General features: G+C 69.5%; 18 protein-coding genes and 1 tRNA gene. 9 read left to right on the forward strand and 10 right to left on the reverse strand.

The window, feature by feature from the left end; all coding sequences use genetic code 11:
- Positions 1-163 precede the first annotated feature (163 nt).
- Positions 164-1,075: an EamA family transporter RarD gene (gene rarD, locus HNR19_RS01305; RefSeq protein ID WP_343047000.1), complete on the reverse strand. Its 912-nt coding sequence runs from the start codon at positions 1,073-1,075 to the stop codon at positions 164-166.
- Positions 1,076-1,172: 97 nt separating this feature from the next.
- Positions 1,173-1,565, reverse strand: coding sequence for a hypothetical protein (locus tag HNR19_RS01310; protein WP_179666192.1), 393 nt, complete (start codon positions 1,563-1,565; stop codon positions 1,173-1,175).
- A gap of 111 nt (positions 1,566-1,676) precedes the next feature.
- Here HNR19_RS01310 and HNR19_RS01315 point away from each other — a divergent pair, with 111 nt between their 5' ends.
- Positions 1,677-2,066, forward strand: a complete 390-nt coding sequence (locus HNR19_RS01315) for a hypothetical protein (protein WP_179666193.1) — start codon at positions 1,677-1,679, stop codon at positions 2,064-2,066.
- Positions 2,067-2,074: 8 nt separating this feature from the next.
- On the opposite strand, the gene HNR19_RS01320 is transcribed toward HNR19_RS01315, so the two are convergent.
- The gene (locus HNR19_RS01320) at positions 2,075-3,175 is read right to left on the reverse strand and encodes a 2-oxoacid:ferredoxin oxidoreductase subunit beta (RefSeq protein ID WP_179666194.1); all 1,101 of its coding nucleotides are present in this window, start codon (positions 3,173-3,175) and stop codon (positions 2,075-2,077) included.
- A complete protein-coding gene (locus tag HNR19_RS01325) occupies positions 3,172-5,148 on the reverse strand; it encodes a 2-oxoacid:acceptor oxidoreductase subunit alpha (protein WP_179666195.1) in 1,977 nt (658 codons plus the stop codon). The genes HNR19_RS01320 and HNR19_RS01325 overlap by 4 nt, the downstream gene beginning before the upstream one ends.
- A 292-nt stretch (positions 5,149-5,440) precedes the next feature.
- Between HNR19_RS01325 and HNR19_RS01330 the strand changes: the two genes are divergently transcribed.
- From HNR19_RS01330 to HNR19_RS01345, 4 genes are read left to right on the forward strand one after another with little or no spacing between them, the layout of a single operon-like run.
- Positions 5,441-6,484: a sulfate ABC transporter substrate-binding protein gene (locus HNR19_RS01330; RefSeq protein ID WP_179666196.1), complete on the forward strand. Its 1,044-nt coding sequence runs from the start codon at positions 5,441-5,443 to the stop codon at positions 6,482-6,484.
- 9 nt (positions 6,485-6,493) lie between these two features.
- Positions 6,494-7,342: a sulfate ABC transporter permease subunit CysT gene (cysT, locus tag HNR19_RS01335; RefSeq protein ID WP_179666197.1), complete on the forward strand. Its 849-nt coding sequence runs from the start codon at positions 6,494-6,496 to the stop codon at positions 7,340-7,342.
- Positions 7,335-8,144 (forward strand): sulfate ABC transporter permease subunit, encoded by an 810-nt coding sequence (locus tag HNR19_RS01340; protein ID WP_179666198.1) that lies wholly within the window; start codon positions 7,335-7,337, stop codon positions 8,142-8,144. Before cysT ends, HNR19_RS01340 begins: the two co-directional genes overlap by 8 nt.
- A complete protein-coding gene (locus HNR19_RS01345; protein ID WP_179666199.1) occupies positions 8,144-9,169 on the forward strand; it encodes a sulfate/molybdate ABC transporter ATP-binding protein in 1,026 nt (341 codons plus the stop codon). Before HNR19_RS01340 ends, HNR19_RS01345 begins: the two co-directional genes overlap by 1 nt.
- Here the strand turns inward: HNR19_RS01345 and HNR19_RS01350 are convergent.
- Entirely contained in the window at positions 9,166-10,938 is a 1,773-nt protein-coding gene (locus HNR19_RS01350) for a hydroxysqualene dehydroxylase (protein ID WP_179666200.1), read from the reverse strand. The genes HNR19_RS01345 and HNR19_RS01350 overlap by 4 nt on opposite strands.
- Before the next feature lie 53 nt (positions 10,939-10,991).
- Positions 10,992-11,465: an SRPBCC family protein gene (locus tag HNR19_RS01355; protein ID WP_179666201.1), complete on the reverse strand. Its 474-nt coding sequence runs from the start codon at positions 11,463-11,465 to the stop codon at positions 10,992-10,994.
- A 76-nt stretch (positions 11,466-11,541) separates the two neighbouring features.
- Between HNR19_RS01355 and HNR19_RS01360 the strand changes: the two genes are divergently transcribed.
- Positions 11,542-12,564, forward strand: a complete 1,023-nt coding sequence (locus HNR19_RS01360; protein WP_179666202.1) for an LLM class flavin-dependent oxidoreductase — start codon at positions 11,542-11,544, stop codon at positions 12,562-12,564.
- Between the two features lie 3 nt (positions 12,565-12,567).
- Here the strand turns inward: HNR19_RS01360 and HNR19_RS01365 are convergent, their stop codons facing one another.
- Positions 12,568-12,909: a nucleotidyltransferase family protein gene (locus HNR19_RS01365; RefSeq protein ID WP_179666203.1), complete on the reverse strand. Its 342-nt coding sequence runs from the start codon at positions 12,907-12,909 to the stop codon at positions 12,568-12,570.
- Between the two features lie 140 nt (positions 12,910-13,049).
- Here HNR19_RS01365 and HNR19_RS01370 point away from each other — a divergent pair, with 140 nt between their 5' ends.
- The gene (locus HNR19_RS01370; RefSeq protein WP_179666204.1) at positions 13,050-13,814 is read left to right on the forward strand and encodes an alpha/beta hydrolase; all 765 of its coding nucleotides are present in this window, start codon (positions 13,050-13,052) and stop codon (positions 13,812-13,814) included.
- A gap of 119 nt (positions 13,815-13,933) precedes the next feature.
- Positions 13,934-14,236 (forward strand): hypothetical protein, encoded by a 303-nt coding sequence (locus HNR19_RS01375; RefSeq protein WP_179666205.1) that lies wholly within the window; start codon positions 13,934-13,936, stop codon positions 14,234-14,236.
- Positions 14,237-14,317: 81 nt separating this feature from the next.
- Here the strand turns inward: HNR19_RS01375 and HNR19_RS01380 are convergent, their stop codons facing one another.
- Complete coding sequence (locus HNR19_RS01380) at positions 14,318-14,809, reverse strand: YajQ family cyclic di-GMP-binding protein (protein WP_179666206.1); 492 nt, start codon at positions 14,807-14,809, stop codon at positions 14,318-14,320.
- Positions 14,810-14,904: 95 nt separating this feature from the next.
- Here HNR19_RS01380 and HNR19_RS01385 point away from each other — a divergent pair.
- A tRNA-Tyr gene (locus HNR19_RS01385) sits at positions 14,905-14,986 on the forward strand.
- Positions 14,987-15,113: 127 nt separating this feature from the next.
- On the opposite strand, the gene HNR19_RS22465 is transcribed toward HNR19_RS01385, so the two are convergent.
- Both HNR19_RS22465 and HNR19_RS01395 read right to left on the reverse strand, forming a co-directional pair.
- Positions 15,114-16,523, reverse strand: coding sequence for a tyrosine-type recombinase/integrase (locus tag HNR19_RS22465; RefSeq protein ID WP_179666207.1), 1,410 nt, complete (start codon positions 16,521-16,523; stop codon positions 15,114-15,116).
- Positions 16,520-16,711 carry a helix-turn-helix domain-containing protein gene (locus HNR19_RS01395; RefSeq protein WP_179666208.1) on the reverse strand — a complete coding sequence of 64 codons (192 nt, stop codon included), beginning with the start codon at positions 16,709-16,711 and terminating at the stop codon, positions 16,520-16,522. Before HNR19_RS01395 ends, HNR19_RS22465 begins: the two co-directional genes overlap by 4 nt.
- Positions 16,712-16,794: the final 83 nt, after the last annotated feature.

The following is a 16,794-nucleotide window of genomic DNA, read 5'->3' on the forward strand; positions in this document are numbered from 1 at the left end:
GGCACGAGGGAGCGCCGCAGCTGGTTGCGCCCTGCGGTCGGCTGCCGGCAGACCGGATCCTTCCTTGCCTGACGTCAGTCAACGCTGAGGTTGCCTGACGTCAGGCAGGGCAGCAGGCCCGTCGCCCGAACGCCGCGCGCGACTACGCCCGTTGACCCTGGATCTACGCCGCGCTCGCCTCCGCCACGAGCGCCAGCTGCCGCCGTCGCCGCTCGCGCAGCGCCTCGAACGTGAAGATGCTCAGCGCGACCCACACCAGACCGAAGCCGATCCAGCGGCCGGCGGGCATGTGCTCGCCGAGCACGGTGACGCCGAGCGCGAACTGGATCACCGGCGCGAGGTACTGCAGCAGCCCGAGCGACGTCATCGTCACCCGGGTGGCCGCGGCCCCGAAGCAGAGCAGGGGCACGGCGGTGACCAGGCCCGTGGTCATCAGCAGCACGGTGTGCCCGGCGCCGAGGTCGACGAAGTGGCCCGCGGACCCGAGCACCAGCAGGTAGACCAGTGCGAACGGGGCGAGGACCGCCGTCTCGAGCGCCAGGCTCTCGACCGCGCCGGCGCCGGCCGACTTCTTGAGCAGGCCGTAGGTGCCGAACGAGAACGCCAGCACCAGCGCGACGTACGGCGGCCGTCCGTAGTCCCAGGTGAGCACCGAGCACGCCACGAAGCCGATGCCGAGCGCGACCCACTGGAGCCGGCGCAGCCGCTCGCCCAGGATCAGCACGCCCATCAGTACGGTCACCAGCGGGTTGATGAAGTAGCCGAGCGACGTCTCGACGACGCGACCCGTGGTGACGCCGTAGATGTAGGTGCCCCAGTTGAACGTGATGACGACGGCCGCTCCGACCAGCAGCAGTGTGGTGCGCCGATCGGCGAGGATCGTGCGCAGGGTCGCGGTGCGGCGCAGGACGAGCAGCAGCAGGCCCATCGTGACGGCCGACCAGACGATGCGGTGCGCCAGGATCTCGACGGCCCCGCTCGGCTCCAGCAGCGGGAAGTAGAGCGGGAACGCGCCCCACATGACGTAGGCGGCAGCGCCGAGCGCGAGGCCGGACGAGTCCTGCTTCGCGCTCACGACCGGAGCCTACGAGGCACCATCGACTCCCCGAAATGCCGACGTCCCCCCGCTCCCGGAGGAGCGGAGGGACGTGGCTGGACGAACCCGTCGTCGATCAGCAGTAGAAGGTCTTCTTCGTGTAGATCTTCGCCGAGGGGCGGCCCTTTTTCTTCGCACGGAGGAGGAACTGCTTGCCCGTGCAGGGGATGTCCGCGCCGGGGACGAGCTTGACGCTGAAGTTGCCCCGGCCGTCGGTCTTGGGCTGCGCGACGGTGGTCCAGTTCCTGGTGCCCTTCGGCGCGCGCTGGATCTGCACGGTCTTGCGCCGCCAGTTGTTCGCCTGGCCCTTCGCGATGACGCGGGTGCCGGCGGAGTTGACCTTCGCGATGAAGGTGCCGAAGCCGGCCTGAGTAGAAGGTGCGCTGGCGTTGGCCGGCGCCAGGGTGACCGTGAGCGCGAGGCTCGCGACAAGGGCGACGAGCGCAGCGAGGGTCCGGGTCATTCGCATGATCGGTGCCTTTCGTAGAAAAAGTTGGATCGAACCAGCACTTCCCCCGGGGCCACCAGTTCAATCCACCCGAGCAGGACGCGTGCCGGCTAGCAGGTTATCGTCTGCGCCATGCCCGCCGTACGCCGCCTCGTGGCCGTCGCCGGCGCGGTCGCTCTCGGCTCCGTGCTCACGAGTACGGCGGCCGCCGGTCCCTCGACGACGGTGGCCATCGATGCCGAGATCTCGTCCGTCCAGGGTGAGTTACACCTGGTCGGCACGGTCGCCGGCAGCAAGGACGACGTCGTCGTCTACCGCGCGTCCGAGTGCACGATCACCCGCACCGGCGCGGTGGAGTGCGACTTCGAGCGCTACCGGAAGGTCGAGCAGGAGCGCGATGGCGGGTTCGCCGTACCGCTCGAGGTGCCGGAGAAGGCCGGCGTCGGCAAGGCGTTCTTCTGGCAGGCCCGGGTGGCCGGCGCCGACACCGACGTCTGGCGCACCTACCGCCTGGATCCCTGACCGGCGGGTCAGCCGACCTGCCAGGTGTCGCCGGCGCCGATGAGCGCGGTCAGGCGCTCCTCGGGGGTGCCGGTCACCGCCGCCTGGGCGTCGGTGACCTGCGCGCGGGCGCCGTCGTCGTACGTCGGGCGCTCGACCTGGCGGAAGATGCCGATCGGGGAGCGGTTGAGGTAGCCGGCGTCGGTGAGTCGCGAGATCGCGAAGGCGGTCGACGGGTCGGGGTTGTGGGCGTCGTGGACCAGCAGCTGCTCGGCGTCGACAGCTGCGGTCTCGACGACCTCGACCCCGCCGCTCGCGGCACGGACCAGGCCCTTGTCGCCGAGGCCGGTGGCCTCGTCGCGGGTGCCGAACGTGATCGGCTGGCCGTGGGTCAGCGGGATGATCGCGTGCTCCTTGGTCTCGTTGTCCTTGATCGCGTCGAACGCGCCGTCGTTGAAGATCGGGCAGTTCTGGTAGATCTCGACGAACGAGGTGCCCCGGTGGGCGGCTGCGGCGGCGAGCACGGAGGTGAGGTGCTTACGGTCGGAGTCGATGGTCCGGGCCACGAAGGTGCCCTCGGCGCCGAGCGCGAGGGAGACCGGGTTGAACGGGTGGTCGACCGAGCCGACCGGGGTCGACTTGGTGACCTTGCCGACCTCGGAGGTGGGGGAGTACTGGCCCTTGGTCAGGCCGTAGATCCGGTTGTTGAACAGCAGGATCGTCATGTTGACGTTGCGGCGCAGGGCGTGGATCAGGTGGTTGCCACCGATCGAGAGCGCGTCGCCGTCGCCGGTGACGACCCACACCGAGAGGTCCTCGCGAGCCGTGGCGATGCCGGTGGCGATCGACGGCGCCCGGCCGTGGATCGAGTGCATGCCGAACGTGTCGAGGTAGTAGGGGAATCGCGACGAGCAGCCGATGCCGGAGACGAACACGATGTTCTCGCGGCGCAGACCGAGGTCGGGCAGGAACGACTGGACGGCCTTGAGGACGGCGTAGTCACCGCAGCCGGGGCACCAACGGACCTCCTGGTCGCTGGAGAACTCCTTCGCCGTCTGCTTCTCGTCGGTCGTCGGCACCGACTCGGTGCCGGAGCGGAGCGACGGGACGGGCAGGTCGATCGAGGTCATGACAGGGGTGCCTCTTCGTGGTCGGACGGGGGGTTGAGGCCGTGCTCGCCGAGGTCGACGTCGCGTCCCTCGGCCTCGCCGACGAGGTTGCCGATGGCCTCGGCGAGCTCGGCGGCCTTGAGCGGCAGTCCGCGGACGTGGTTGTAGCCGATGGCGTCGACGAGGTACTCGGCACGCAGCAGCTTGCTCAGCTGGCCGAGGTTCATCTCGGGCACGAGGACCTTGTCGTAGCCCTTGAGGATCGCGCCGAGGTCCTTCGGGAACGGGTTGAGGTGACGGAGGTGGACCTGCGCCACGTGGTAGCCGGCGCGGCGTACGCGACGGCAGGCCGCGCCGATCGGGCCGTAGGTCGAGCCCCACCCGATGACGAGCACCTTCGCCTGGCCTGACGGGTCGTCGACCTCCAGCGGCGGCAGGGAGTCGGCGATCCGTTCGATCTTGGCCTGCCGGGTGCGGACCATGAGGTCGTGGTTGGCCGGGTCGTAGGAGATGTTGCCGTGGCCGTCGGCCTTCTCCAGGCCGCCGATGCGGTGCTCGAGGCCGGCGGTGCCGGGGATCGCCCACGGGCGGGCGAGGGTCTCGTCGTCGCGCAGGTAGGGCCAGAACTCGTCGGCCTCGGTGCTTCCTTCGGCCGCAGCCTTCTTGCTGACGTGGTTGGGGCCGGTGGCGAAGCCGGGGTCGATCTCCGGGAGGTCGTTGACCGAGGGGATCTGCCACGGCTCGGAGCCGTTGGCGAGGTAGCCGTCGGAGAGCAGCATCACCGGGGTGCGGTAGGTGATGGCGATCCGCGCGGCCTCGACCGCGGCGGCGAAGCAGTCGCCGGGCGACTGCGGGGCGACGATCGGGACCGGCGCCTCGCCGTTGCGGCCGTACATGGCCTGGAGCAGGTCGGCCTGCTCGGTCTTGGTCGGCAGGCCGGTCGAGGGGCCGCCACGCTGGACGTCGATGACGACCAGGGGCAGCTCGGTCATCACGGCCAGGCCGATGGCCTCGGACTTCAGCGCGATGCCCGGTCCGGAGGTGGTGGTGACGCCGAGGGAGCCGGCGAACGAGGCGCCGATCGCGGCGCCGATGCCGGCGATCTCGTCCTCGGCCTGGAACGTGGTGATCCCGAACGACTTGTGCCGGCTGAGCTCGTGGAGGATGTCGGAGGCCGGGGTGATCGGGTAGGTGCCCAGCAGGATCGGCAGTCCGGAGCGGACGCCGGCGGCCACCAGGCCGTAGGACAGGGCCAGGTTGCCGGTGATGTTGCGGTAGGTGCCCTCGGGCAGCTTGGCCGGCTTGATCTCGTACTGGACGACGAAGGTCTCGGTGGTCTCGCCGAAGTTCCAGCCCGCCTTGAACGCGGTGATGTTGGCGTCGCGGATCGCGGGGGCCTTGGCGAACTTCTTGGTGAGGAAGTCGATGGTGGAGTCGACGGGTCGTCCGTACATCCACGACAGCAGGCCGAGGGCGAACATGTTCTTCGCGCGGGCGGCGTCCTTGCGGGAGAGGCCGAACTCCTTGACCGCCTCGACGGTCATGCCGGTCAGGTCGACCGGCTGCACCTGGAAGTCGCCGAGCTCGGAGCCGGCGTCACCGAGGGAGTCGAGGGGGTTGGCGTCGTAGCCGGCCTTGTCGAGGTTGCGCTTGGTGAAGTCGTGGGTGTCGACGATGATCGTCGCGCCCTTGGGCAGGTCGCCGAGGTTGGCCTTGAGCGCCGCGGGGTTCATCGCGACGAGCACGTCGGGCCGGTCGCCCGCGGTGAGGATGTCGTGGTCGGCGAAGTGGACCTGGAACGACGACACCCCGGGGATCGTGCCCTGGGGTGCGCGGATCTCTGCGGGGAAGTTGGGCAGCGTCACCAGGTCGTTGCCGAACACCGCTGACTCCTGGGTGAACCGGTCACCCGTCAGCTGCATGCCGTCGCCGGAGTCGCCGGCGAACCGGATGATCACGCGGTCGAGCTGCTTGACCTCTTTGGTCTGACTCACAACGTCTACTTCCTTCGCGGGTGGGCGCCCGGCCGGGGGCGGCTCCCATAATAGAACGTGTTCCAGTTTCAGGCGCGTCGATGCCGCGGGAACACCTCCTCACGATAGTCGTCGGCCGCGCCCGACCGAACTCCTCGCCACAGAACGAGAGCACCGTCACGCCCCGCCCTGGCGCGCTGTCGAGCGTGACGCGCCCGACACGTGGACTTGCATGCGTGACTATCTAAAGACTAGTAATCTACCCGAGATTCGTCAGAACGCGCTCCCTAGGCGCGAAGAGCAAGGAGTGACCATGAACAGAACCTTCAAGGCCACGGTCGCAGGGCTGACCGGGGTGCTGGCCTTGACGGCGTGCACCTCGACGGGCGCGGCCGATTCCGAGAGCACGCTCAGCGTGGTCGCCTTCTCGGTGATGGAGTCCGCCAACGAGCCGGTCTTCGAGGCGTTCGAGGAGTCCGACGCCGGCGACGGCATCGGCTTCGCGCCGTCGTACGGCGCCTCCGGTGACCAGTCGCGTGCCGTCGTGGACGGCAAGGAGGCCGACGTCGTCCACTTCTCCCTCGAGACCGACGTGACCCGTCTCGTCGACGAGGGCCTGGTGGCGGAGGACTGGAAGGACAACCCGACCAACGGCATCGCCACGTCGTCCGTGGTGGTCTTCGTCGTGCGCGAGGGCAACCCCCTCGGCATCGACTCGTGGGACGACCTGGTGCAGGAGGACGTCGAGATCGTGACGCCCAACCCCGGCTCGTCCGGTGCCGCCCGGTGGAACATCCTCGCCGCCTGGGCGCACGTGATCGGCAACGGTGGCACGGAGAAGGAGGCGCAGCAGTTCGTCGCCGACCTGCTCGCCAACACGCCTGCACTGCCGCCGAGCGGCCGTGAGGCGACCTCGGCCTTCGTCGAGGGCGACCAGGACGTGCTGCTCTCCTACGAGAACGAGGCCATCCTGGCCAAGCAGAACGGCGAGGCGATCGACTACATCGTCCCGGAGGACACGCTCCTCATCGAGAACCCCGCCGCCGTGACCACCGACGCCAAGGACGGCGCCCAGGACTTCCTCGAGTTCCAGACCTCGCCCGAGGCGCAGGAGATCTACGCGGGGTTCGGCTTCCGTCCGGTCGCCGGTGTCGACGGCGTCGAGATCCCCGAGGTGGAGGGCGCGAACGACCCGGCCGCGCCGTTCCCCGCGCCGGGGCAGCTGTGGACCATCGACGGTGACTTCGGCGGCTGGGGAGAGGCTGCCGAGAAGTTCTTCGCTGACGGTGAGGACGGTGAGCCGCTCGGCATCATCCCGACCCTCATCGAAGAGTCCGGCGCCGACGCCCAGGAGTGACGGGCATCCATGGCAACCGCGACGGTTGACGCTGCAGCCCGCCCGGCGCCTCGGCGCCGGGCGGGCTCCGGCACGACACTCACCGCGGGTTCGTCGCTCGGTCTCGGCATCGCGATCACCTGGTTCAGCCTCTTGGTGCTGATCCCGTTGAGCGCGCTCGTCGTCACCGCCAGTGAGCGCGGGTGGTCCGGCTACATCGAGACCATCACGAACCCGCAGACCATGGCTGCCGTCCGGCTCACCGTCGGCCAGTCCCTGCTCGTCACGCTGATCAACGTCGTGATGGGCACCCTGATCGCCTGGGTGCTCGTCCGCGACCGGTTCTTCGGCAAGGCGGCTCTCGACGTCATCATCGACATCCCGTTCGCCCTGCCCACCATCGTGGCCGGCCTGGTCCTGCTCGGGCTCTACGGACCGAACAGTCCGCTGGGCCTCGACTGGGCGTACTCCGATCGGGCGGTGATGCTCGCACTTGCGTTCGTCACCCTGCCCTTCATCGTGCGCACGGTGCAGCCGGTGCTCGGCGAGCTCGACCACGACGTCGAAGAGGCGGCAGCTTCCCTGGGTGCGGGGCGGCTGACCATCTTCCGCCGGGTGATCCTGCCGAGCCTCACGCCCGCCATCTGCGCCGGTGCCGCCCTGTCGTTCGCGCGTGCCATCGCGGAGTACGGCTCGCTGGTGTTGCTCAGCGGCAACAAGCCGTTCGAGACCGAGGTGGTCTCGGTGCGCGTGCTGTCGTTCGTGGAGAACGGGAGCACGGCGTCCGCAGCCGCCCTCGCGAGCCTGATGCTCGCCGTGGCGTTGGTCGTGATCGTGCTGCTCGACGTGCTGCAGAGGTGGGTGTCGCGCCGTGGTTGAGGTCTCTCTCCCCGTGAAGTGGCTGCTGCGGGTGCTCGCGATCGGCTACGTCTTCTTCCTCGTCGCCTGGCCCGTCAGCACGATCATCCGCGAGGCCTTCGCGGACGGCGCCGGCACGCTGGGCGACGTACTCTCCGACCCGCAGGTCCAGCGCGCACTGGCGCTGACCGTCCAGATCGCACTCCAGGCCGTCGCCATCAACCTGGTCTTCGGCGTCGCGATCTCGATCCTGCTCGTCCGCTACGAGTTCCCGGGCAAGCGGGTGCTCTCGGCGCTCATCGACCTGCCGATGTCCGTCTCCCCGGTCGTCGTCGGTCTCTCGCTGCTGCTGGTCTACAACGGCCGGGACGGCTGGTTCGGCACGTTCCTGGAGGAATGGGGCCTGAAGATCATCTTCAGCGGCCCCGGCATGATCATGGCGACCTGCTTCGTCGCCCTGCCGCTCGTCATCCGCGAGGTCGTGCCGGTGCTCCAGGAGATCGGCGACGAGCAGGAGCAAGCCGCCACCAGCCTCGGCGCGAGCTGGCGCCAGACGTTCTGGCGGATCACGCTGCCCAGCATCAAGTGGGCGGTGGTCTACGGCGTCGTGCTCAGCCTGGCGCGCAGCCTCGGCGAGTTCGGCGCGGTGAAGATCGTCTCCGGCAACGTCCTCAACCAGACCCAGACGGCGACCCTCCTCGTCGAGGAGAAGTACCAGAGCTTCGAGCAGTCGTCCGCCTACACGGTGTCGTTCGTGCTCGCGTTCGTGAGCGTGCTCTGCATCGTCGTCGTTTCCATCCTCCGACCGAAGGAGAAGCACTGATGTCCATCGAGGTCAGTGGTGTCACCAAGAAGTACGGCGACTTCGTCGCCCTAGACGACGTGACCGTGTCGTTGCCCACCGGCCAGCTCACGGCGCTGCTCGGCCCCTCCGGTGGGGGCAAGTCGACCCTGCTCCGCATCATCGCCGGCCTCGAGACCGCCGACAGCGGATCGGTCGCCATCGAGGGCACGGATGCGACCAAGCTGCCGCCCCAGAAGCGAAACGTCGGCTTCGTGTTCCAGCACTACGCCGTGTTCAAGCACATGACGGTCGCCAAGAACGTCGCGTTCGGCCTGGAGATCCGCAAGACGCCCAAGCCGGAGACGAAGCGACGGGTCGAGGAGCTCCTCGACCTGGTCCACCTCTCGCAGTTCGCGCACCGGCTGCCGGCCCAGCTGTCCGGAGGCCAGCGGCAGCGGATGGCGCTGGCCCGGGCGCTCGCGGTGGAGCCGACCGTGCTGCTGCTCGACGAGCCGTTCGGCGCGCTCGACGCGAAGGTCCGCAAGGAGCTCCGCGACTGGCTGCGCCGGCTGCACGACGAGGTCCACGTGACGACGGTGTTCGTCACGCACGACCAGGAGGAGGCGATGGAGGTCTCCGACGAGATCGTCGTGATCAACGGTGGCCGCGTGGAGCAGGTCGGCACGCCCGACCAGCTCTACGACGAGCCGGCCAACGACTTCGTCATGGGCTTCCTCGGCGACGTCACGCACCTCGGGCCGATCCGGCTGCGTCCGCACGACATCGAGGTCGCGGTGGCCCCGGCGCACGCGGGGGCCCTCCCCGGTGTGGTGACCCGGGCGCTCCGGGTGGGCTTCGAGGTGCGGCTCACCGTCGAGCCGGACACCACAGCGGCCGGCTGGGCGCGTCCCGGTTCCGAGGTCGAGCCGGGCTCGCCCGGCGAGCCGGTGTCCGTCGTACTGACCCGGACGCACGCGCGGTCGCTCGGCATCGACGTCGGCACGCGGGTGTGGCTCACGGCCGCTGACGGCGCCACCACGGTGCCGTCGATGGTCGCGGTCTAGAGGATGTCGAGGGCGTTCTTGAGGCCGGCCCGGTAGAGCTGCTGGTCGACGAGCTTGAGGGCGGCGAACTCCGGCGGGTCGTAGAGGCGGTACGTCGCCGCGCGACCCGCCGGGGAGCCGGCCTCGTCGAGGATGGCGTTGGCGGCGTAGCGCGCGGACTCGTTGGCGCCCTCCATGCTCGCCAGGTCGATGTCGGTCTGCACGAAGTCGCCGGTCATCAGCAGGTTGGGGATCTTGGTGCGCGCCTTCGGCCGGTCCTCCCACGACCCCGCGGTGTTGATCAGCAGCGGCGTCGCGTTGGTGTTGCGGCCCCGCTCGGGGTGCCACTTCACACCGGGGTCGAGGAACCAGGAGTGCACGATGCCGTCGGGCAGCTTGTCGCCGGCGGTGTGGTGCTCGCGGATCTGGTGCAGCACCTCCCGTGCGACCTCGCGCGGTGAGCACCGGCTGGCGGTCTTCTTGGTGCGCATGCCGGGCGCGAACCAGTCGGAGATGTCGACGGAGAGGATGTCCTTGACCCGGCCGTCGCCGTAGTCCTCGGCGATGTCGCGAGATGTCCAGAACTGGCCCTGGGTGAGCGCCGTCAGCGCCCACGGCCCGTCGAGGAACGAGATGTGCCCGTGCGTGATGTCGACCGGCTCGCGCAGGAAGTACTGGATGCCGACCATCCAGTCGGTCACCAGGTTGCGCATCCGACGCAGTGACGGGTCGAGGTCGAGCACGTCGCGGGTCAGGGTCGGGACCACCCGCTCCACCGGCATCGCGGAGACGAACCAGTCCGCCTCGACGCGGGTACGGCGGCCGCTGGCACTCTCGAGCCAGGCGGCGCGGATGCGGCCGCCGCCGACGTCGTACCGCACCAGCTTCTGGCCCTTGACGAACCTGACGCCGAGATCCTTCAGGTGCCGCATCCACGGCTGGATCCAGGCCTCGTTGGTCGGCAGGTCGAGCACGCGGTCGGGTGCGCCGTCGGCGCCGCGGCCCATCATCGTGTAGACGAACGCCTCGCCCATGTTGCCGATGGTGCGGGTGCTGGCGATGGTCTCCTTCGCGGCCACCAGGTTGCGCGTCAGGCCGGAGGCGAGCACGCGCTGGTACTCGTCGGACCACTTGTCGGCCTTCACGAAGTCCCACCAGCTCGTGTGCTCCCACTCGCCGTACCGCCGCTCGTCGCAGCTGGTGAGGAAGACCAGGAGTCGCTCGACGAAGTAGGCCAGCTCGTGCGGCGGCACCGTGTGCCCGCCGAGGGTGTCGAGAAGGTAGCGGCGCAGGTAGTCGACCGTCAGCAGCTGCGTGGGGTCGGGTCCGATGCCGAACACGAACGCGTCGGCGCGGTCGCCCGCGCGCAGGAACTTCGCACCCCAGTTGGCGACGAGGTGGTCGCCGACGGTGCCCTTGCCGAACGGGATCCGCCGCATCGAGTCGGGCACGTGGTGGTAGAAGCCCGGGAAGAACCGGAAGCCGTGCTCGCCCGGGAGGTCGCGGCGGCCGCCCGTGCCGGTGCCGGGCACCGGGATGCTGCGGGCCTTGCCGCCCCAGGCGCTCGGCTCGTAGACGGTGACCTCGAAGCCGCGCTCGGCGAGCTCGTGGGCGGCGGTGAGGCCGGCCATGCCGCCACCGAGCACCGCGACCCGGCGGCCCGGTGCGGTGACCAGCGCCGGCGCAGCGAGCGCGTCCGGAGCGGCGACGGCGGTCGCGGCTGCGGCCGCCGCGGAGCCGGCGAGGACGGAGCGACGGGAGACCCCGGAGACCTGGGGAGCATCAGGCATGGCAAGGAACGTAGCCCAGCATCACCCCTTGTTGGCAAGGTGTCAGCAAGTGGTCAGGGGGCGGCGAGCTCCTCGGCCCGCCCCTTGAGCGCCGCCGCGTGCCGGCGGAACCCGTCGGCGACGCGACCCGGGCCGGCCAGCTTCACCAGCGGGCCGGAGAACTCTTCGACCGTGTCGTACGTCGTGGGCCCGCCCGCGCGCTGGGTCAGCCGCTGGTGGCGCACGCCGCGGACCAGGCCGAGCCGGGACGGCAATCCCTCGTAGCGGTAGGAGAGGACCGCGGTCGCCGTACCGTCCGCGGAGGTGGTGGGCGGCTCGACCGCGGTGACCCGCTCGGGGGAGCGGGTTCCCTTGCCGTTGGCCCACCGCACGTGCAGCACGATCGGGTTGCCGACGGCTGCGGGCTGCGGCGTCTCCGCGCGCACCACGAAGGGGTTCCACTCGCCGTACGCCTCGGTGTCGAGCATGACCTGCCAGACGAGGTCGATCGGGGCGTCGATGTCGATGCTCGCGCTGGGGTTGGCCACGGGTGCATCCTGCCGTCGTGGAGCCCCAGGGGGAATGGGACGGAATGCCCGGGAGTGGTTGAAGGTTGAACCAGCCGTGAAGAGCATCGGGTTCCTGTCGTTCGGCCACTGGACGCCGTCGCCGCACTCGCAGACGCGGTCGGCCTCGGACTTCCTGCACCAGTCCATCGACCTATCGGTCGCGGCCGAAGAGCTCGGCGTCGACGGTGCCTACTTCCGCGTGCACCACTTCGCCCGCCAGGCCGGTACGCCGTTCCCGCTGCTCGCCGCGATCGGGGCGCGCACGTCGCGCATCGAGATCGGCACCGGCGTGATCGACATGCGCTACGAGAACCCCTTCTACTCCGCGGAGGCCGCTGCCGCGACCGACCTGATCGCGGGGGAGCGGCTCCAGCTCGGTATCTCGCGCGGCTCGCCGGAGCAGGTCATCGACGGCTGGCGCTACTTCGGGTTCCAGCCGGCCGAGGGCGAGGACGACGCCGCCATGGCGCGGCGGCACACCGAGGTCTTCCTCGAGCTGCTCAAGGGCGAGGGCTTCGCCCGGCCCAACCCGCGGCCGATGTTCCCCAACCCGCCGGGACTGCTGCCGCTCGAGCCGCAGTCGCCCGGGCTGCGCGACCGGATCTGGTGGGGCGCCGGCTCCGACGCGACCGCCGTCTGGGCGGCCGAGCACGGGATGAACCTCCAGAGCTCGACGCTCAAGAACGACGAGACCGGCGAGCCGCTGCACGTGCAGCAGCGCAAGCAGATCGAGGCCTACCGCGAGGCCTGGAAGGCCGCCGGACACGCGCGCGAGCCGCGGGTGTCGGTGAGCCGCTCGATCTTCGCGCTGGTCGACGACCGCGACCGTGCCTACTTCGGCGCGGACCGTGCGTCGACCGACCAGTTCGGAAACATCGACGAGAAGACGCGCGCGGTCTTCGGCCGCTCCTACGCCGCCGAGCCCGACCGGCTGGTCGAGGAGCTCGCGAAGGACGAGGCGATCGCCGCCGCCGACACACTGCTGCTGACGATCCCCAACCAGTTGGGCGTCGACTACAACGCGCACGTGCTGGAGAGCATCCTCACCCACGTGGCGCCGGGGCTCGGCTGGCGCTGAGCGCTACAGCAGTACGGCGTCCGGCGCGATCGCGTCGAGGGTCCGCGGCGGCAGCTCGCCCGCGGCGAACACGTCGACCGAGGCGCCCAGGATCTCGTTGAGCTGCCGGTGCATCCACAGGCTGGCCAATAAGCTCACCGGCCGGTCCTCGAAGAACACCAGGTCGATGTCGGAGCCGTCGTGGTCGGTGCCGCGGGCGACCGAGCCGAACACGTGCACGTCGCGGCCGCCGTACGACTGGACCACGTCGAGCACCTCGTCGCGGTGGCGGAGCAGCGCCTCGGCGCGCGGCCCGGCCCCGGAGAACGTCTCCGGCTCCAGCACCCGCGCGCGCTTGCCCGTCATGCACCGACAACGCGGTGGGACCGTCGGGGGTCACGCGCGGCTGGGAGGATCGAGCTGTGCACCGCCGGACCGTCCTCCGTCTCGCCGGGTTGGGTACTGCGGCCATGGCACTGACGAGCTGCGACCAGGAGGAGCCCGTGATGTCCGAGAGCACCGAGGCGGCGCGTGCCGTCACCCGGCACGCCTACGGCGACGACCCGAGCCAGTACGGCGAGCTGCACCTGCCGTCCGGCACCCCCCACGGTGTCGTGGTGGTCGTGCACGGCGGGTTCTGGAAGGCGCAGTACGACGCCGACGCCCTCGGCACACCGCTCGCCCGCTCGCTGGCCGGGCACGGGTGGGCGGCCTGGAACCTGGAGTATCGCCGCGTCGGCACCGGGCCCGGTGGCGGCGGAGGCGCGCCGGAGACGTTCGACGACGTCGCGGCCGGGATCGACCTGCTCGCGACGCTGGACCTCGACACCTCGACCGTGGTCACGCTCGGGCACAGCGCCGGTGGCCACTTGGCCGCCTGGGCCGCCGCCCGCGGTCGCTACGGATGGGCCGACGAGGTGCCGGTCACGCACGTGATCAGCCAGGCAGGCGTCCTCGACCTGCGCGCCGGAGAGGAGCTCGGCGGGGGCGCGGCCACCGCGCTGCTCGGTCACCCGCCGACGGAGGCTGACGAGCGCTTCGACCCCGCGCAGCAGGTGCCGCTCGCCGTACCCGTCTGGTGCGTGCACGCGCGGGACGACGAGGACGTGCCGTTCGAGCAGTCCGCGTCGTACGTCGAGAGAGCGACCGCCGCCGGCGCGGACGCCACCCTGATCGAGGTCGAGGGCGGCCACTTCGGTGTCGTCGACACCGGCTCGGCCGCGTGGACGCGCCAGCTGGAGCTGCTGGCGGATGTCACGCAGGACACCTAGCGGTATGGGCGAGGCGCCAGGGGGCACTGTGGCTCGTGCTAGCAAGACACACAGCGCCCTGCCCTGACGCCTCTGGCACAAGAGGGTAGGGCATCCTCCCAAGGAAAGGCCCGAGAGAGATGGCATCCACGCACGCACCCGGCACGGCCCACTACGCGACCGACCGCCGGATCAGCACCGAGACCAAGGCGTCCTTCAAGACCACCGAGTTCGTCTTCTACATCCTGGCCGTCATCGGGCTACTCATCGCCTCGGCGGTGGCCGACAGCGGGTCGGACTTCGGCACCCAGGAGGTGTGGTTCTACATCACCCTGCTGACGATCGGCTACATGGTCAGCCGCGGCCTCGCGAAGTCCGGCAGCCGCGAGCACTTCGATGACTCGACCGGCGCGAACAGCGGCCGGGGACACGACCACCGCTGACGCCTCGAAGACACGCAGCACGGCCCCTGACCCCGCGCGGGGTCAGGGGCCGTTTGTCTTGGAAGGGCGTTGGGCCCGACGTCACCGGTAGTTGGTGAACTGCACCGCGAAGTCGTAGTCCTGGCTCTTGACCAGCGCGATCACGGCCTGGAGGTCGTCCCGCTTCTTCGACGACACCCGCAGCTCGTCGCCCTGGATCTGCGCCTTGACGCCCTTGGGGCCCTCGTCGCGGATCAGCTTGCTGATCTTCTTCGCGTCCTCGGAGGAGATGCCCTCCTTGAGGGTGATGCCGATCTTGGAGACCTGGCCCGACTGGCGCGGCTCGGAGGCGTCGAGGATCTTCAGCGACTGCTGGCGCTTGATCAGCTTGTCCTGGAAGACGCTGAGCACCGCGCTGGCGCGGTCGTCGGCCGACGCCTCGATCTCGATCGCGTGCTCGCCCTTCCACTCGATCTTGGCGCCGGTGCCCTTGAAGTCGAACCGGGTCGCGATCTCGCGGGCGGTCTGGCCGAGGGCGTTGTCGACCTCCTGCCGGTCGATCTTGCTGACGATGTCGAAGGACGAGTCGGCCATGGCTCACTGCTCCAGTCGATTGGGTCGGGCGGGACGTGCTGCGCTATTGTTTCGCGTCGTCCTCGCCCGGCCAACACCGGTGCGGAGACAAGCCCGGCAGGTTGCCCGAGCGGCCAAAGGGAGCTGACTGTAAATCAGCCGGCATTGCCTACAGTGGTTCGAATCCACTACCTGCCACCGGCGCAAGAAACGGCCCCTGACCAGCGGAAACGTTTGGCCGGGGGCCGTTTCGCGTTGTCCGGCGGGCACCGGCTGGCACCGGCTGGTTACGGCCGCTCGTCCCATATTTGTCCCACGGGAACGATCAGGCATCACTCGGGCCGTTCCGGAAGACGTCGACTCGCCGGCGTGCCTCGTCTTCGCGGCCGTCGAGGCAATGCGCGTAGACGCGGTGAAGTACGGCGACGCTGTGACCGGCCCACGCCGCTACCCGGGCCGACGGGACGCCAGCCTCGAGCCACGTCGACACGCAGGCGTGCCGGAGGTCATACGGCCGGGCAGCTAAGGGCGACGCGACTTGTTGTTCCGTCAGTGCATTCGACCTGGCGGCAGCCCACACGCGGTAAACGGTCTTCATGCTCACCGGATTGCCGAACGGGGGAGAGACGGGTCGGCCGAAGCGACCGATTCGGGTAGGGAACAGCAACCCACCAGCACCCACGCCGAACCTGTCGATGTGCCAGCGCAGCGCCCCGACCAACTGCGGGTCTGCGGGCACTGGCCGGGTCTCCTTCGTGTTGCGATGCTTGAGCCCGCGAATCTCACCCGGCTGACCGTCGTCGGTCCATGCCGACCCAGGATCTTGGTACGACCCCGCCAGTACCAGCTGACCCCACCCTGAGTCTGGCAGCATGCAGTCGCGGTCGTGTAGGAGTCGTGCCTCTGCCGGGCGGAGCGCCGCGAAGTACATACACGCGAAGTACGCGTAGAGCGACGGTTCGATGTGCTTGACCGCGTCTAGCAGATCTGTGGCCTGTTGCGGATTGGCCACCGATCGGACGTCGATCGCGGTCACTTGGCGCTGGCGCTTTGTCTTCACCTGCTTGAGCGGATTGCCAGGAAGACGGCCTTGCTCGACGGCCAAAACGAGCGCACCCGAAAGGGCCGCTCGTTTCACCGCAATCGTCGAGGTCGCTGCCACCGTCCCGTCGAGCTTGCGACCGATCGCCGTCAGCGCGCGCCGCAAAACGTCGGGATCCGCGAGGTCGTTCAGGAGCAAGGATTCGCGACGGATCCATTCGATCGCGTCGGCGAGGTGCTCAGGCGGATCGGGTGACCGCCGGCGAGCCGGCGGGTTGAACGCCCAACCACGAAGGGCCTTCCGGAGTAGTGCCGCTTCGGAGAATTCCGCGTCTGAACGCACGAGGGCGACCGTCACGGTGACCAGACCGTTCGCCGTGCTCTTGCGGTGTTTCGGAGCGGCGTCGGGCCACTTCGCATCCATAAAATCCATGGCGTGCTCGAACCAGGTCAGGGGCGGACCAGCGGTCTGGGAGGCCATCGAGAGCGGCACGCCAGACTCGACGATGAAGGCCTCACCCTTCCTGGCGGCCGTCACCAGTGACGCTCGAAACGACTCCGCGAGACTTGCTGTCTGGAAGGCCCGACTGAACCTCTTCGTTTCGACCCGCCAGGGCACGCGGTAGCCCTTTCCGGACTTGCGGGCGTACGTCTCCGTCTTCCAGATCCGCACGTCGAACGACGTTGCGCTCATGCGACTACGTCCTCGTGCTCACTCAGCCACTTGTCGAAGTCTGCACGTCGGATCCGCAGCTTGCCGTTGGGCAGCTTTATGCAGCGCGGCCCGCGACCTTTCGCTCGCCAGTCGTGGAACGTCGACCTGGCGACGCCGAGTTCCGTGCACACCTCATCGACGGTCAGATGTCGGTTGCTCGTGCTCACATTCGCTTCCTCCCGAGAAGCCCCGCCGGCATCTGCCGGAGGGAGGGGTGATGTCGAGCGCCTTGGCGCTGGTTGTCGCGGCC

The organism is Nocardioides thalensis (assembly GCF_013410655.1).
In the GTDB taxonomy this organism is placed as follows: Bacteria; Actinomycetota; Actinomycetes; order Propionibacteriales; family Nocardioidaceae; genus Nocardioides; species Nocardioides thalensis.

What these genes read in the sequence shown, in the direction of transcription:
- HNR19_RS01310 (WP_179666192.1), bottom strand. Translation starts at nt 1,565, where the DNA reads ATGCGAATGACCCGGACCCTCGCTGCGCTCGTCGCCCTTGTCGCGAGC.
- HNR19_RS01315 (WP_179666193.1), top strand. Translation starts at nt 1,677, where the DNA reads ATGCCCGCCGTACGCCGCCTCGTGGCCGTCGCCGGCGCGGTCGCTCTC.
- HNR19_RS01320 (WP_179666194.1), bottom strand. Translation starts at nt 3,175, where the DNA reads ATGACCTCGATCGACCTGCCCGTCCCGTCGCTCCGCTCCGGCACCGAG.
- HNR19_RS01330 (WP_179666196.1), top strand. Translation starts at nt 5,441, where the DNA reads ATGAACAGAACCTTCAAGGCCACGGTCGCAGGGCTGACCGGGGTGCTG.
- cysT (WP_179666197.1), top strand. Translation starts at nt 6,494, where the DNA reads ATGGCAACCGCGACGGTTGACGCTGCAGCCCGCCCGGCGCCTCGGCGC.
- HNR19_RS01345 (WP_179666199.1), top strand. Translation starts at nt 8,144, where the DNA reads ATGTCCATCGAGGTCAGTGGTGTCACCAAGAAGTACGGCGACTTCGTC.
- HNR19_RS01350 (WP_179666200.1), bottom strand. Translation starts at nt 10,938, where the DNA reads ATGCCTGATGCTCCCCAGGTCTCCGGGGTCTCCCGTCGCTCCGTCCTC.
- HNR19_RS01365 (WP_179666203.1), bottom strand. Translation starts at nt 12,909, where the DNA reads ATGACGGGCAAGCGCGCGCGGGTGCTGGAGCCGGAGACGTTCTCCGGG.
- HNR19_RS01370 (WP_179666204.1), top strand. Translation starts at nt 13,050, where the DNA reads ATGTCCGAGAGCACCGAGGCGGCGCGTGCCGTCACCCGGCACGCCTAC.
- HNR19_RS01375 (WP_179666205.1), top strand. Translation starts at nt 13,934, where the DNA reads ATGGCATCCACGCACGCACCCGGCACGGCCCACTACGCGACCGACCGC.
- HNR19_RS01380 (WP_179666206.1), bottom strand. Translation starts at nt 14,809, where the DNA reads ATGGCCGACTCGTCCTTCGACATCGTCAGCAAGATCGACCGGCAGGAG.
- HNR19_RS22465 (WP_179666207.1), bottom strand. Translation starts at nt 16,523, where the DNA reads ATGAGCGCAACGTCGTTCGACGTGCGGATCTGGAAGACGGAGACGTAC.